Raw genomic sequence first — 12,831 nt, 5'->3', positions numbered from 1 at the left:
ACAGGCGGAGATCCCTGTGCTACAATAAGAACAGGAATAGAAGACTGGGAGCCAGAAAGCTGGTCCGTCTGATGTGGCAAGTTTGACGCTGGTAGGCGGTTAGGAGAACGGGAATGCGTAAACGACTTCAACTTTTTCTTCTGCGGGGGCCCATGGTGCAGCTCGCTCAGCTGCGGATGGAATGGAAGCTCATCCTTATATTTGTCAGTCTGCTGATTATTCCCATATCGATGCTTAGTTATTACTCGGACCAGAATTACGCGAGGTCGGTCCAGGACAATACGGCGGCTTATGTCCAAGAGGTGTCCAAGGAAACCGCCAACCGGCTCGACGAATATATCCGGGATATGGAGAAGCTGTCGACCATTCCGGCATACGTGGAGGAGATCAAAGAAAACCTGGAGCTCTCCAACCAGTATTACGAGAGCGTGGCGAACGGACCGGCAGGAACCCCTGCGGCCTCGCAGTCCCTGACGCCGTCCTCCGTGGATATCCGGCAGCGGATCGAATCCAGCATCAATTTCCTGAACAACATCAAGGAAGATACGACATCCGTGTATCTTTTTGACGCCTACGGGAATGCGTATTACCGCTACAAGAGCGGGGTGCGCCTGGATATCGACAAGCGTTATGGGGTGTGGAAACGGGCGGTGGAGGAGCATAAGGGGCTCCCGGCGTTGATACCGACCGAAGAGGTCGTCAATAACACGAACCGGCGCAACTATCTGTTCTCGGTGGTCCGCGAGGTGTTCAACAATGCTTACGAACCGATCGGGCTGATCGTCGTCGATGCCAATATGGATTCCTTCGAACGCTTCGTGAAGGATATGGATGAGGTGACCCGCGGGAAGACCTTTATCATCAATAACGAGGATGTCGTGATCTATGACAGCGACCGCACTTACATGACCCGCAAGGTGGAGGAGGGCCACTGGCTGCAGCAGGGACGGGAGGGCCAAGGCAGCTTCACCGAAGAGGTGGGAGGACGCAAGTCGCTGGTCGTCTACTCCGTATCGGAGCGCTCCGGGTGGCGCGTGGTGATCACGGTACCGCTCGATGAACTGACCCAGGGCGTACAGCGCACCCGGGAGTTCACCCTGCTGGCGACGCTGCTCACGATCTCCCTGGCTCTCGTGGTGTCGATCTTCCTGTCCTTCGCTCTTACCCGTTCGCTGCGGAAGCTGGTGTCCCTGATGAAGAGCGTACAGCAGGGCAACCTGGATGTCAGCTTCCCGGTCACGACCCAGGATGAGGCGGGGCGGCTAGGCAACCAGTTCAACCGGATGATCGAGCGGATCCGCCATCTCATCGAGGAGAATATCCGGATCGGGGAGAGGAAGAAGGAGGCCGAGCTGCACGCGCTGCAGCTGCAGATCAATCCTCATTTTATTTACAACACGCTGGAGTCCATCCGCATGACGGCCGAGTTCAACGACGACGATGAAGTGGCCGATATGACGGAGATTCTCGGGAAGCTGCTGCGATACAGCATTACGGACAAGAAGGAATTCGTGCAGGTGGAAGATGAGCTGGAGCATCTGCGCAATTATATGCTGCTGCAGGAGTTCCGGTATCCGGGCCGCTTCCAGCTGGCCATTGAGCCGTACGAGCGTTTCGAACCGCTGCGGATGCTCAAATTGACCGTGCAGCCGATCGTGGAGAACGCGATCCTGCACGGGATGGACACGTCGCGGAAGATGCTCGTATCCGTCTCTCTCGTAAGCAGCGGGGAGGATGCCGTCATGGTGATCAAGGATAACGGAATCGGCATGAGTCCGCAGACGCTGGAGAAGCTGCGCCGATCCCTGTCATCCGCGGAAGCCCGTCAGGGCGATAAGCGGGGCATCGGCCTGCGCAATGTGAATGAGCGGCTGAAGCTGTATTACGGCGAAGCGTACGGACTGGAAGTATACAGTACGGAGGGCGGCGGCACGGAGGTTCATGTCAGGCTGCACCGTTCATGGGAATAGGAGTGGGAAGGCATGCTGCGTATTATGATAGCCGATGACGAGGAACGCATCCGGCTCGGACTGGAGAAAATCATCACGAAAGAAAGCGCGGAGTACGAGGTCGTCGGATCCTATGCGAGCGGCACGGAGCTCTTGGCCGATCTGCCGGGCAAAGATGTCGATGTGATCATTACGGACATCCAGATGCCCGGGATGGATGGCCTGGAGCTGATCGGAAAGCTCCGGGATCAGCGTCCCGGCGTGCAGTGCGTGATAGTAAGCGGCTACAGCGAGTTCGAGTATGCCCGCAAGGCACTGCAGTTCCGGGTGACGGAATACCTGCTGAAGCCCGTGAACAAGCAGGAGCTCTTCGAACTGCTGAGACGTCTGCACGGGGAGACGGAGAAGCGGCGGAGCGAAGGGCAGGCCAGGCGCACGGACTGGATCCGGGAGAGGCTGGAGGGCAGGGAGCCGGATCCCACAGAGGAGATGCCGGAGCTGACTCGCGGGGGCGAAGCGGCCTGCATCGTCATCCGGGGAGAGGAGCCGATCGATCCGGGGGCGCTGCGAAAGTGGGCTTCCGGCGTCACGGGAGCTGCTTTCCTGGAGGTCGTCCCCGTGTCCCCGCATCTCGTCTGCCTGCTGTTCTCAGCTGGCCCGCACGCCAATCCGCAGGGAACGGCTGACCTCGGCCGGCTGCTGGTTCACTCCTGCACCGCGGGCCAGAAGGGCTGCCTGTCCGTCGGGATGGGGCCGGCAGTACAGGAGCCCCGCGAGTGGAATGAGGCGTACCAGGAAGCGCTCCGGGCGAGCCATTATGCGATGTACGGCAGCGGGAGGGTGCTGAGCGCTTCTGTGGAAGAGATTCCCGTGATATCGGTACAGGGGCAGTTCGCCAAGGTCGAGAAAGACCTGAGGCCCTATCTTGATGTACTGGATACGGCGGGCATCTGCGAGGCGCTGCAGGGGCTTCTGCTCCGACTGGCCGAACTCAGGCCGGAGAAGCGGCAGGTGCTTGAGCTCTTCGAGGGGACCCTCTTCCTGCTGCGACAGGAGATCCCCGAGCTGGCCGAAGTGATCGACTCCGACTATGACGGCTCGCTGAAGTGGGAATCCTTGGTCTATGATGCCATGCGATTCGAACAGATCGCGGCGCAGTGGAGCTGGATCATGTCCGATCTGCTCCGGGTGAGCGGGGAGAGGCGGGGCAGTCAGGAGAACCGGGTGATCGGCCAAGTCAAGAAGATTCTCATGGAAGACTTCCAAAGGGACATCGATCTGTCTGCTTTGGCAGCCCAAGTTTTCCTCACGCCGAATTACCTCAGCAAGCTGTTCAAGTCGGAGACCGGGCAGACGCTGACCGAATTTTTGATCGGTATCCGGATTCAGAAAGCGAAGGAACTGTTGAAGGAACGCACCGAGCTCAAAACCTATGAAATCGGGGAGCGGGTAGGCTATCCCGATCCGGCCTATTTTAATAAAATCTTCAAAAAGACGGTCGGCTTCACGCCGAAAGAGTATAGGGATACCGTCAGAAAATAAAGAAAGAAGGAGGCGGATGACAACCATGCGAAGGGGATTGCTCCTGATGGTTATCCTGCTGCTGGTCTCCGCCTGTACAGACAGAGGCGGCATACAGCAGCCGCCAACCCGGCCGGAGGCTGACTCTGCTCTTAGCGCAGCTCCGCCCAAGGTGAACGGCAGGCTGACGGTTTCGACCCATCGCGTGGATCTGGTCGAAGACGGGACGTTCGGCCGGTATGCCGAAGCGTTCCAAGCCCGGTATCCGGAAGTGGAAGAAGTGGTCTTCGAGCCGATCGTCAGCTACGAGAGCGATATCCGCATCCGGCTGACGACCGGGGATGCGGGGGATGTGCTGCTCATTCCAGGGAATATCGCGCAGGTGAACCTGGAGGATTTCTTCGAGAACCTGAACGACACGGCAGAAGGGCTCGGAGATCTGTATTTCAAATATTATAAGTCTTACCTCGGCAATATTTATGGCATTGTCTCCGGGGTATCCACCGAAGGCATTATCTACAACAAGAGGGCCTTCGCCAAGGCCGGGATCGTATCGCCGCCCCGGACGCTCGATGAATTGTATGCCGCCTGCGCGAAACTGAAGCAAGCCGGCCTTACGCCGTTCTACATCAATTACGGGGCACAGTGGCCGATGAAGCAGTGGGGCGAAGTGCTCGTCACGATGATGAGCGGCAAGGGCAATTATCTCGATTCGATGATCGAAACCGACGAACCGTTCCGCACGGAGAACGAGTTCGGGCGGTCGCTGACGATTCTGCGGACCTTGATGGGGAACGGGTACGTGGAGAAAGATCTGCAGACCAACCGGTGGGAGCTGTCCAAGGGGGAATTTGCGCAGGGCAGCGTAGGCATGTTTTTTATGGGAAACTGGATGATCCGACAGCTGGAGAGGGCAGGTACCGCGCCGCAGGATATCGGGTATATTCCGTTCCCTTACGATAACAACGGTACTTATCATGCACTCATGAATACAGATTGGTTCTACGCTGTCAGCAAGAACAGCAGGAATAAGGAGGCGGCCAAGGCCTGGATCCGCTTCATGGTCGAGGAGTCGGGCTACGCGGAATTGTCGGGCTTCATCCCGCCCCAGAAGAAGCGGAAGCCGGAGCTTCCGCAGCTTGAGGAGTTCTTCTCTTACCGTCCCGCCGTATTCGAGAATGTCCCGTCGTCGCCACTATGGTACGAGATTGGCAATAAAGCGAAGATCGACTTCTACAAGGGGCAGTATCTGCAGCGTGCCGCTGTCGCGGACCGGCTGCCGGCTGCGTTCGGAGAACTCAATGCCAGCTGGAAGGCGAACCGGATCCGTGCGCTCGAGAACCGTGCCCGCGGAAAGTAAGAAGGGCTCCCGTTATGTTAGTATTTGTTAGGTTAATAGTGCTAACCGTGTTATAATGGGGTCATCTATCATTGATACAATAGGTTGGTGCAGACGAATGGCTAAGAAAGTAACCATGCAGCAGATTGCGGATTATATGGGCGTATCCAAATTTGTTGTGTCCAAAGCGCTGTCGGGCAAAGGCGGCGTAAGCGAGTCTACGAAAGAGAAAGTGATTAAAGCGGCCTCCCAGCTCGGCTACTTCGCGAATACGAACCCGTATCTTCCGCCGAAACCGCCGGAGGCCCCTGCGGAAGGAGGCTCGAAGCAGTCCGTGCTGGTGCTGATGCCCAATGTCCGGTTTCAAACGAAGGAGTCCCTGTATTGGGGACGGATTCTGGACGGAATCTCGGCGAGGCTGGAGGGCGCCGGACTCGGCATGATGATCGTGATGGAGCAGAGCGCGGATCATTTTCTGCAGGCGCTGAATCCAAACGGCATTCTCGGCATGATCGGGGTCGGCGAGATCTCCAGTTCCGTTCTTCTTGAAGTTCACCGTCTAGGTGTGCCCTTCGTGCTTGTGGACCATGAGGATGGGCTGATCCCTTCGGATACGGTCTTCGTCAACAACTACGACTCGATGCACCGGCTGACGAATTATTTGATCGGCATCGGCCACAAGCGTCTGATGTTCGTAGGAGACCCCCGCTATTCGCGGAGCTTCTATGACCGCTGGACCGGCTTCCGCAGCGCGGTGGAGGAGCAGGGGCTTGCAACCGATACTCCGGCTTCGCTGCTGATCCGGCTGGAAGGGTATGAAGCTTTCGGCGATCAGATCCGGGAAGTGCTGGAGGGGTTTCAGCGGCAGCAGAACCTGCCTACGGCATTCATCTGTGCTAACGATACGATCGCGCTGGATGCCGTTCAGGTGCTCCTCGGCATGGGCCTCAAGGTACCGGCGGATGTGTCGGTAAGCGGCTTCGACAATATCGAGAATTCCTATCAGACCTCTCCTTCTTTGACTACGGTGAATGTTCCGAAGGAACTGATGGGAGCGAGAGCCGTAGAGAAGCTGTTGGAGCGGGTGGGGAAGGATCAGGACGCTACGGAGAAGCTGCTGCTCTCGGGGGAAGTCATGTACCGGGAGTCGACGGCGGGAGCGGCCAAGACACTGTACGCCTGATAGAGGCAGCTTCGGTGAAGGCCAATTGAACACAAAGAAGCCCTTGGTATGGTGCCCAAGGGCTTCTTTGTGCAAATAGCGCGCCTACACACAGCAAGTTGCATAGCAGGCGTTATCATCTTTCTGGGCTTGGTACGCGGTTCCATGGGCCATTCAGTCGGAGGCTGCCGTACGCTGCTCTGTCCACCGGCGGAGCTTGGCTTCGGTCCGGGAATCCGGTGCGGGGGTGTAGATGCTGCAGCGCAGGTCGGCCGTCCCGTGCACCTGCAGGCTCGTGAGGTGGAACTGCATCTTGCCCGCCACCGCATGCCGGAATTCCAGCAGCACCTCCGGGGCGGAGCTGACCTTGCTCTGCTCCCACAGGGGAAGGAACTCGGGGTGCATCTCCTGCATCTCCCGCAGGAACCCGTCGTACCACTCGTCCTCCACATACTGCCCATAATAGGCGCGGAAGATCGCGAGGAAGCCGCTGACAAAATGCTCCCAGTTGACCGCGAGCCGCCTGAGTTCTTTGCGCGAGAAGAGCAGGCGGATCATATTCCGCTGCTCCGGCGGCATCTGCTCGAAGTTCAAGAACACGTGCGAGGCCGCCTCGTTCCAGCCCACGATCTGGCATCTCCGGTCCGAGATGATCGTGGGGCAGTGTCTCAGCTCCTGCAGGATTCTCTGCAGGGGCGGGGAGATCGGCAGCGGCTCTTCCGGGAGCGCGCCGGCGGCCGATCCCCCGGTATCGAGCGCCAGCGAGAACAGGTAGCTCCGTTCATCCCGGCTAAGCTTCAGAGCGGCGGCGACGCAGTCCAGCACCGAGGCAGACACCTGGATGTCCCGGCCTTGCTCCAGCCACGTGTACCAGGTCGGACTGACGCCGGCCAGCTGCGCGACTTCTTCTCTGCGGAGCCCCGGAGTTCTCCGGCGGGTGCCGGACGGCAGGCCGACGTATTCGGGCAGCAGCTTCGCGCGCTGTGCTTTCAGGAAGGCCGATAAGGCCTGCAGTCTTGCTCCGCGGTTCATGCGGTGTCCTCCCTCTCGGTAAATGTGAGTTGGTACTAGTAGCTTATCCTAGTATTCATTGTACTATAATAAATACCAACTTGTAATAGGATAATGGAAGTGACAAGATAGGGGGGAGAGCAAGAGAGAGAAGGAGGAATCTTACCATGGAACGAGTAGTAATCACCGGCATGGGCGTCATATCACCGCTGGGCAACGAGGTGTCCGTGTTCTGGAATAATCTGCTGCAGGGAGTCTCGGGGATCTCCCTCATCGATGCCTTCGATACGTCCCGGTTCAAAACCAAATTCGCCGGACTTGTGCGTGATTTCGATGCGGAAGCCCGGTTCGGGCGCAAGGAAGCGAGGAAGATGGACCCTTACACCCAGTTTGCGGTTGCGGCTGCAGAGCAGGCGCTGGCGGACTCGGGCCTCGTGCTGGAGGAGCTGGACCGGGAGCGGCTCGGGGTGTACGTGGGCTCCGGGATCGGCGGCATCCAGACCTTGATGGATCAGGGCAGGGTGCTGGCGGAGCGGGGCCCCGAGCGGGTGAGCCCGAACCTGGTGCCGATGATGATCGCGAACATGGCGGCCGCCACGATCAGCATCCGCTTCGGTGCTTACGGCCCGACCCTCTCTGCGGTCACGGCGTGCTCCGTCGGCAACACCTCCATCGGCGAAGCGTTCCGGGTGCTGCGCACAGGCGAAGCGGACGTGATCTTCGCCGGAGGCTCGGAAGCGGCGGTTACAGAGATCTCGCTCGCGAGCTTCGGGAACGCGACCGCCTTGTCGGCGCGCAACGACGCGCCGGAGCGCGCCTCCAGGCCGTTCGACGCCGGCCGGGACGGGTTCGTCATGGCCGAGGGCGCCGGCATCCTCGTGCTGGAGACGCTGTCGCATGCGCTGCGCCGCGGTGCGCGGATTCATGCGGAGGTGATCGGGTACGGTGCGAGCTCCGATGCGTACCACAGCGTAGCCACCCACCCGGAGGGGAGAGGCGCGGCCCAGGCGATGAGAGCGGCGCTCCGGAACGCGGGAGTGCAGCCGTCCGAGGTGGACGTCATCAGTGCGCATGCGACCAGCACCGAGCTCGGCGACAAGTCTGAGACGCTGGCGGTCAAGGAGGTGTTCGGCGAGGCGGCGTACCGCATCCCGATGACGGCGAACAAGTCCATGACCGGGCACATGCTGGGAGCAGCCGGAGGCGCCGAAGCGATCGCGCTCGTGAAGAGCCTGCAGGAAGGGATGATTCCGCCGACAATTAACCTGGAGCAGAGCGATCCGGACTGCAATCTGGATTATGTGCCGAATACGGCGCGTCCGGCGGACCTGAAGATCGGGCTCTCGAACTCCTTCGGCTTCGGAGGACACAATGCCGTCATTGTGCTGCGGAGGTATGAGGACTGAGGCCAATCGTGCGCTCGAAGACGTACTGGAGCGGGCCAAGGCCTGCAATGTGACTAAAGCCATTATTGACCGCACCATCGATAGAGCCATAGGCTCCTCCGATGAAATCTATGAGGAGCTCCGTTATGAGGGCTTCGGGCCTAACGGGTCTATAGTTATTGAAGAACCGTCCGGGCAACCGGACGGTTCTTCTTTCTTATATTGCTTAGAAGATATTCTATTCTATTCTATTCGATTCGAACTATCTATTCAAAGCGGGAAAGCAAAGAAAACAGCAGTGCAATCCATTGTTATGCTAGGGCTTAAAGCCCTGATTCAACCGTTACTTTTTGAAGAATGTGACAATTTCTTCGATAAATATATCTTGCTCTCCGATGTAATAGTTAGGAACATCATCTTGCAATGCTTTGATTCTAGGATCACTGATAAATGTTTCTAGAGCATCCTTAGACTCAAAATACAGATGGAATAAAAATGAATATGGAGTAATGGAGCTGTCTGCTGAATATAAGACTTTTCTCACCTCGTACTTGCATGCCCCCATTTCAAGAACCGTTTTGCTGGATAAATTGGGAAGGTGGAAATTAAAGTAATAGTTCTCGTCAAACGGGATATCTCGTTTGTAACAGAAGGTCAATACGACCATGTCAACAACCCCTTTTAGATTATGATGACATGATAAACCATGACATTAATGGTATAGTCAATGGGCAATTCCGGTTAGCTTAAAGGCTGACTCTGGAAACGGAGGGACAAGCACGCGAAAGGACCGTCCGGGCATCCGGACGGTCAGATTGTTATGGAAAAAGGATATAGAACTATGAATTCAATGGTGAAATTGAAATTGTAATTGAAATCGAAATCCGGTCCTATACGTTCGTCAGCTGAAGATTCTTATCGACCAGGGCAATGCGCTGCTGCACGCAGGCATAGGAGCGAAGCGGATCTTCCGGCGTGTTCAGCACATAATCGAGCAGCTGGTCCACTGTCGTGGTAGCCACATGGCAGCGCGTATCCGAGGAGGCGTAATACAGGAATACGTCGCCGTTCTCGCGGGCGATGACGCCGTTGCAGAAGACTACATTCGACACATCGCCGACCCGCTCTTCGCCTTCGGGGGCGATCAGGTGGCCGCCCGGGCTGTGTGTGAGCTTCTGCGGCTCGTTCAGGTCGGTCAGGAAGGCGTACAGCACATAGCGCAAGCCGGCAGCGGTGTTCCGCACGCCGTGAGCGATATGCAGCCAGCCCTTCGGTGTACGGATCGGGGCGGGGCCTTGTCCGTTCTTCACTTCCTTGATCGTGTGGTACTGGCGGTGGTCGATGATCACTTCGTTCTCGATGGAGGCATTCTCCATCGAAGCGGACAAGCCCCAGCCGATCCCGCCGCCGGATCCCGTATCGATGAAGCCGTCCTGAGGACGCGTGTAGAAGGCATACTGGCCATTCACGAATTCGGGGTGAAGCACCACGTTGCGCTGCTGGTTGGACTTCGTCTTGAGATCGGCGAGACGCTCCCACGAACGCAGGTCCTTCGTACGGACGATCCCGCACTGGGCGACGGCGCTGGACAGATCGCCCGCAGGAGCGGACGGGTCCTTGCGTTCCGTGCAGAAGAGGCCGTAGATCCAGCCGTCCTCATGCTTCACGAGACGCATATCGTAGACGTTCACATCCGGCTCTTCCGTCTCCGGCAGGACGACAGGGTGATCCCAGAAGCGGAAGCCTTCCGTCCCGTTCTCGCTCTCGGCAATCGCGAAGAACGACTTGCGGTCGTTGCCTTCCACGCGGGCTACGAGGTAGAAGCGTCCGTTCAGCTCGATCGCGCCCGGATTGAACGCGGCATTGATGCCCAGACGTTCCATGAAGAACGGATTCGTCTCGGGATTGAAGTCATACTTCCATACGAGCGGCGCATGCTGGGCGGTCAGGACCGGATACGTGTAGCGGTCGTAGATGCCATTGCCGAGCGGCAGTTTCTCGTTCTTACGGCCGATTAATGCCTCATACTGGGCTTCCAGGGCTTGTTTTCTTTGTTCAAAAAGGGAACTCATGGGGATTCTCCTCCGTTGATGGAATGGATTTATACGGTATGATGAAGACGTTCGATGATCTCGAAGCAGGCTCTGCCGTTATGGTACGGGCACTTCCAGGCGCTGACCTTGGACTGCGCGGTGATCGGTTCGCGGTCCCGGGTGACGCCCCAGTACCATTCGCCATGCTCCCGGTCGATCAAATGGTTCTCGATGAATGTCCAGGAGGCGAGCGCGGCGCTCAGGTACTTCTCCTCGCCGGTCAGCTGGTAGGCATTGAAGAAGCCGACTACGGACTCGGCCTGCGGCCACCAGTCCTTATCCGCATCGAGCAGATTCCCTTTCCCGTCAGCCTCATTCCAGAGACCGCCGTCTTCGTCGATGCCTTCGCGGTATGTTGCCTCCGCCATGCGAAGCGCCGTGATCTTCACCTGCTCGAGCAGGGCCGGATCGCCGAGCACCTCGGCGGCTTCCACGAGCAGCCAGCTGCCCTCGATGTCATGGCCGTAAGATACATGATCGCTCTTAGAGTTCCAGGCTTCATCGAAGAACAGCAGGAAGTGCGCGCTTGACTCATCGACGATGTGCTTCAGGGTCACTTCGATGAGTCCCTTCAGCTGGCGGCCGAGCTCCTCGGTCGGGTTCACCCGGTAGAGGTTCGTATAAGCCTCCATGACGTGCAGGTGGGTGTTCATGGATTTCTTCTCGTTGAGATCCTTGCCGCTGAGACTGAAGTCATCGGTATCCTCCCAGGAACGGGACAGAGCTTCCACATATCCTTGGTGAACCGGGTCGAAGCTGTGCTTCTCGAGGAGATGGAACAGCTCCACGGCCTTCTCGAGCGCTTCGGGAACCGCTGCTGCGCGGTAATATTCCGAATAAGCGTAGATGGCGAACGCCTGGCCGTACACCTGCTTCTTCGTCTGCGCCGGCCGACCCTGCGCGTCGACCGACCAGAACAATCCGCCGTGCTCCCGGTCGGTGAAGTGAGCCGTAAGATAGGCGTAAGCCCGGTGGGCCGCCTCGAGATAAGCGGCATCTCCGAAGATCCGGTACGCGGAGGAGAAGGTCCACAGGATGCGCGTATTGAGTACGAGTGCTTTTTCTGCATCTTCCACAAGGGTAAGGTCGCTGCGGATCTCCCCGAGGAAGCCCCCGTTCTTGGAGTCGACCGTGTACTTCAACCAGAAGCCGAGAATGTTATCCTTAACTTCCTTCTCCACTTGGGGGAGCCAGGAAGCCCGAAGTTCGCTGAGCTGCATGAGTGGTCACCTTTCCTATGGTCCTATGGTCTTGGCCTATTGTTCGATAAGTGCCTGGGCGGCGTCCTGCGTCTGCTTCCGCGAATAATACCGCTCCACAACCTGCTCGGCCCGTTTGCCGTACATACAGTAGTCGTCATTCTGTGCCGCCGTGCTGCGGTCGTAGAGGCGTGCGGGCCAATCCCACAGCATGAAGCCGCGGACCCAGTCGCGCTTCTCGCAGGCGCCGAACATCGCTTCATAGTACTGCTCCTGCACCTCTTCGCTAGGTGCGCCTTGCAGGCCCCAATCGTTCGGCAGATGCTGCGAGCCTTCCCGGCTTGGCACACCGGCTTCCATGAAGAAGAACGGCTTGCCGTGCTTCCGCACTACGGCTTCGATGCGGTCGAGCTGGTTCTCCCAATCGCCGACAGGATAGTAGCCGCTCGAGGAGATAATATCGACGGCATCCCACCAGGTGACATGGCTTTCCTGGTATTTGTCACAGTTGTAAGTGATCGGTCCGGTATACACCTTCCGCACCTCGGCGATCAGCTGCCGCCATTCGCTCTCGCGGCGGTCGGTCTGGACCATCTCGCAGCCGATACAGAACAGCTCGCAGCCGGTCTCCTCGGCGATCCGCGCATAGTGAAGGATGAAGCGGGTATAGGAAGCGAACCATTCGGACCACTTCGGCTCGCACGGCACATCCATGTCGAAGAAGTTAATGTGTGCCCGCCACGTGCCGTCCGCGCAGTTGACTACAGGCTTCAGGCAGACCTTCAGCCCGAGCTCCTTGGATCTGCGGATCGCCCAGAGGACTTCTTCATCGGTAACCGTCGGCGCTTCCTCGAAAGGAATGACGGTGGACTGCGGATGAGGCTGCAGGGCGGCGAAGGCGATGGTAGCCCAGTTGACCTGCAGTTTGTCTTTCATTTCTACTAAAGAGTGCTCGGCCTGTTCCGTGGCCCATTCGCCTCGGATGCCGGTCCAGCCCCAAGTCATTCCCGCCACATAGGGCTGCAATACGTTCGTGTTCATAAGCTCACCTCGGAAGGTTAATGATGTCTCTGTTATTTAATATAACAATGAATAGATAACAATACAATAACTAAAATAACAAAAAAGTTTGTAAGGGATCATATGAGGGGCAGGCCAGCGTTCGAGAGGAG

The 12,831-nt window shown here is 57.9% G+C and carries 10 protein-coding genes and 1 pseudogene; 6 read left to right on the top strand and 5 right to left on the bottom strand.

The window, feature by feature from the left end; genetic code table 11:
- The first annotated feature begins 113 nt into the window (after positions 1-113).
- The 4 genes from O9H32_RS00235 to O9H32_RS00220 all read left to right on the top strand — a co-directional run bounded on the left by O9H32_RS00235 (position 114) and on the right by O9H32_RS00220 (position 5,992).
- Positions 114-1,970 carry a cache domain-containing sensor histidine kinase gene (locus tag O9H32_RS00235; protein WP_269863701.1) on the top strand — a complete coding sequence of 619 codons (1,857 nt, stop codon included), beginning with the start codon at positions 114-116 and terminating at the stop codon, positions 1,968-1,970.
- 12 nt (positions 1,971-1,982) lie between these two features.
- Positions 1,983-3,491 (top strand): response regulator transcription factor, encoded by a 1,509-nt coding sequence (locus O9H32_RS00230; RefSeq protein WP_269863700.1) that lies wholly within the window; start codon positions 1,983-1,985, stop codon positions 3,489-3,491.
- 25 nt (positions 3,492-3,516) lie between these two features.
- Positions 3,517-4,830: an ABC transporter substrate-binding protein gene (locus O9H32_RS00225; RefSeq protein ID WP_269863699.1), complete on the top strand. Its 1,314-nt coding sequence runs from the start codon at positions 3,517-3,519 to the stop codon at positions 4,828-4,830.
- A 97-nt stretch (positions 4,831-4,927) separates the two neighbouring features.
- Entirely contained in the window at positions 4,928-5,992 is a 1,065-nt protein-coding gene (locus tag O9H32_RS00220; protein ID WP_269863698.1) for a LacI family DNA-binding transcriptional regulator, read from the top strand.
- 153 nt (positions 5,993-6,145) lie between these two features.
- On the opposite strand, the gene O9H32_RS00215 is transcribed toward O9H32_RS00220, so the two are convergent.
- A complete protein-coding gene (locus O9H32_RS00215) occupies positions 6,146-7,003 on the bottom strand; it encodes a helix-turn-helix transcriptional regulator (RefSeq protein ID WP_269863697.1) in 858 nt (285 codons plus the stop codon).
- A 146-nt stretch (positions 7,004-7,149) separates the two neighbouring features.
- Here O9H32_RS00215 and fabF point away from each other — a divergent pair, with 146 nt between their 5' ends.
- Together fabF and O9H32_RS00205 are read left to right on the top strand one after the other, a co-directional pair.
- Entirely contained in the window at positions 7,150-8,388 is a 1,239-nt protein-coding gene (gene fabF / locus O9H32_RS00210) for a beta-ketoacyl-ACP synthase II (RefSeq protein WP_269863696.1), read from the top strand.
- Positions 8,387-8,548 (top strand): annotated as a pseudogene (locus O9H32_RS00205) (YebC/PmpR family DNA-binding transcriptional regulator); the annotation flags it as partial. The gene fabF and the pseudogene O9H32_RS00205, both read left to right, overlap by 2 nt.
- A 162-nt stretch (positions 8,549-8,710) precedes the next feature.
- On the opposite strand, the gene O9H32_RS32820 reads toward O9H32_RS00205, so the two are convergent.
- The 4 genes from O9H32_RS32820 to O9H32_RS00190 form a co-directional block, all read right to left on the bottom strand.
- Positions 8,711-9,034, bottom strand: coding sequence for an EthD family reductase (locus O9H32_RS32820; protein ID WP_406627232.1), 324 nt, complete (start codon positions 9,032-9,034; stop codon positions 8,711-8,713).
- A gap of 223 nt (positions 9,035-9,257) precedes the next feature.
- The gene (locus O9H32_RS00200; RefSeq protein ID WP_269863695.1) at positions 9,258-10,439 is read right to left on the bottom strand and encodes a glycoside hydrolase family 130 protein; all 1,182 of its coding nucleotides are present in this window, start codon (positions 10,437-10,439) and stop codon (positions 9,258-9,260) included.
- A 29-nt stretch (positions 10,440-10,468) separates the two neighbouring features.
- Positions 10,469-11,680, bottom strand: coding sequence for an AGE family epimerase/isomerase (locus O9H32_RS00195; RefSeq protein ID WP_269863694.1), 1,212 nt, complete (start codon positions 11,678-11,680; stop codon positions 10,469-10,471).
- Positions 11,681-11,716: 36 nt separating this feature from the next.
- A complete protein-coding gene (locus O9H32_RS00190; RefSeq protein ID WP_269863693.1) occupies positions 11,717-12,700 on the bottom strand; it encodes a glycoside hydrolase family 113 in 984 nt (327 codons plus the stop codon).
- Between the last annotated feature and the right edge of the window lie 131 nt (positions 12,701-12,831).

The sequence above is a fragment of the Paenibacillus caseinilyticus genome, assembly GCF_027533645.1.
Classification (GTDB): domain Bacteria; phylum Bacillota; class Bacilli; order Paenibacillales; family NBRC-103111; genus Paenibacillus_G; species Paenibacillus_G caseinilyticus.
Note: the sequence above shows the minus strand (reverse complement) of the source record. Positions and strands in the feature narration are given on the sequence as shown.

Excerpts from the sequence above, each read along its gene's own strand:
- O9H32_RS00235 (WP_269863701.1), top strand. The coding sequence starts at position 114 with ATGCGTAAACGACTTCAACTTTTTCTTCTGCGGGGGCCCATGGTGCAG.
- O9H32_RS00230 (WP_269863700.1), top strand. The coding sequence starts at position 1,983 with ATGCTGCGTATTATGATAGCCGATGACGAGGAACGCATCCGGCTCGGA.
- O9H32_RS00190 (WP_269863693.1), bottom strand. The coding sequence starts at position 12,700 with ATGAACACGAACGTATTGCAGCCCTATGTGGCGGGAATGACTTGGGGC.
- fabF (WP_269863696.1), top strand. The coding sequence starts at position 7,150 with ATGGAACGAGTAGTAATCACCGGCATGGGCGTCATATCACCGCTGGGC.
- O9H32_RS00195 (WP_269863694.1), bottom strand. The coding sequence starts at position 11,680 with ATGCAGCTCAGCGAACTTCGGGCTTCCTGGCTCCCCCAAGTGGAGAAG.
- O9H32_RS00215 (WP_269863697.1), bottom strand. The coding sequence starts at position 7,003 with ATGAACCGCGGAGCAAGACTGCAGGCCTTATCGGCCTTCCTGAAAGCA.
- O9H32_RS00220 (WP_269863698.1), top strand. The coding sequence starts at position 4,928 with ATGGCTAAGAAAGTAACCATGCAGCAGATTGCGGATTATATGGGCGTA.
- O9H32_RS00225 (WP_269863699.1), top strand. The coding sequence starts at position 3,517 with ATGCGAAGGGGATTGCTCCTGATGGTTATCCTGCTGCTGGTCTCCGCC.
- O9H32_RS00200 (WP_269863695.1), bottom strand. The coding sequence starts at position 10,439 with ATGAGTTCCCTTTTTGAACAAAGAAAACAAGCCCTGGAAGCCCAGTAT.
- O9H32_RS32820 (WP_406627232.1), bottom strand. The coding sequence starts at position 9,034 with ATGGTCGTATTGACCTTCTGTTACAAACGAGATATCCCGTTTGACGAG.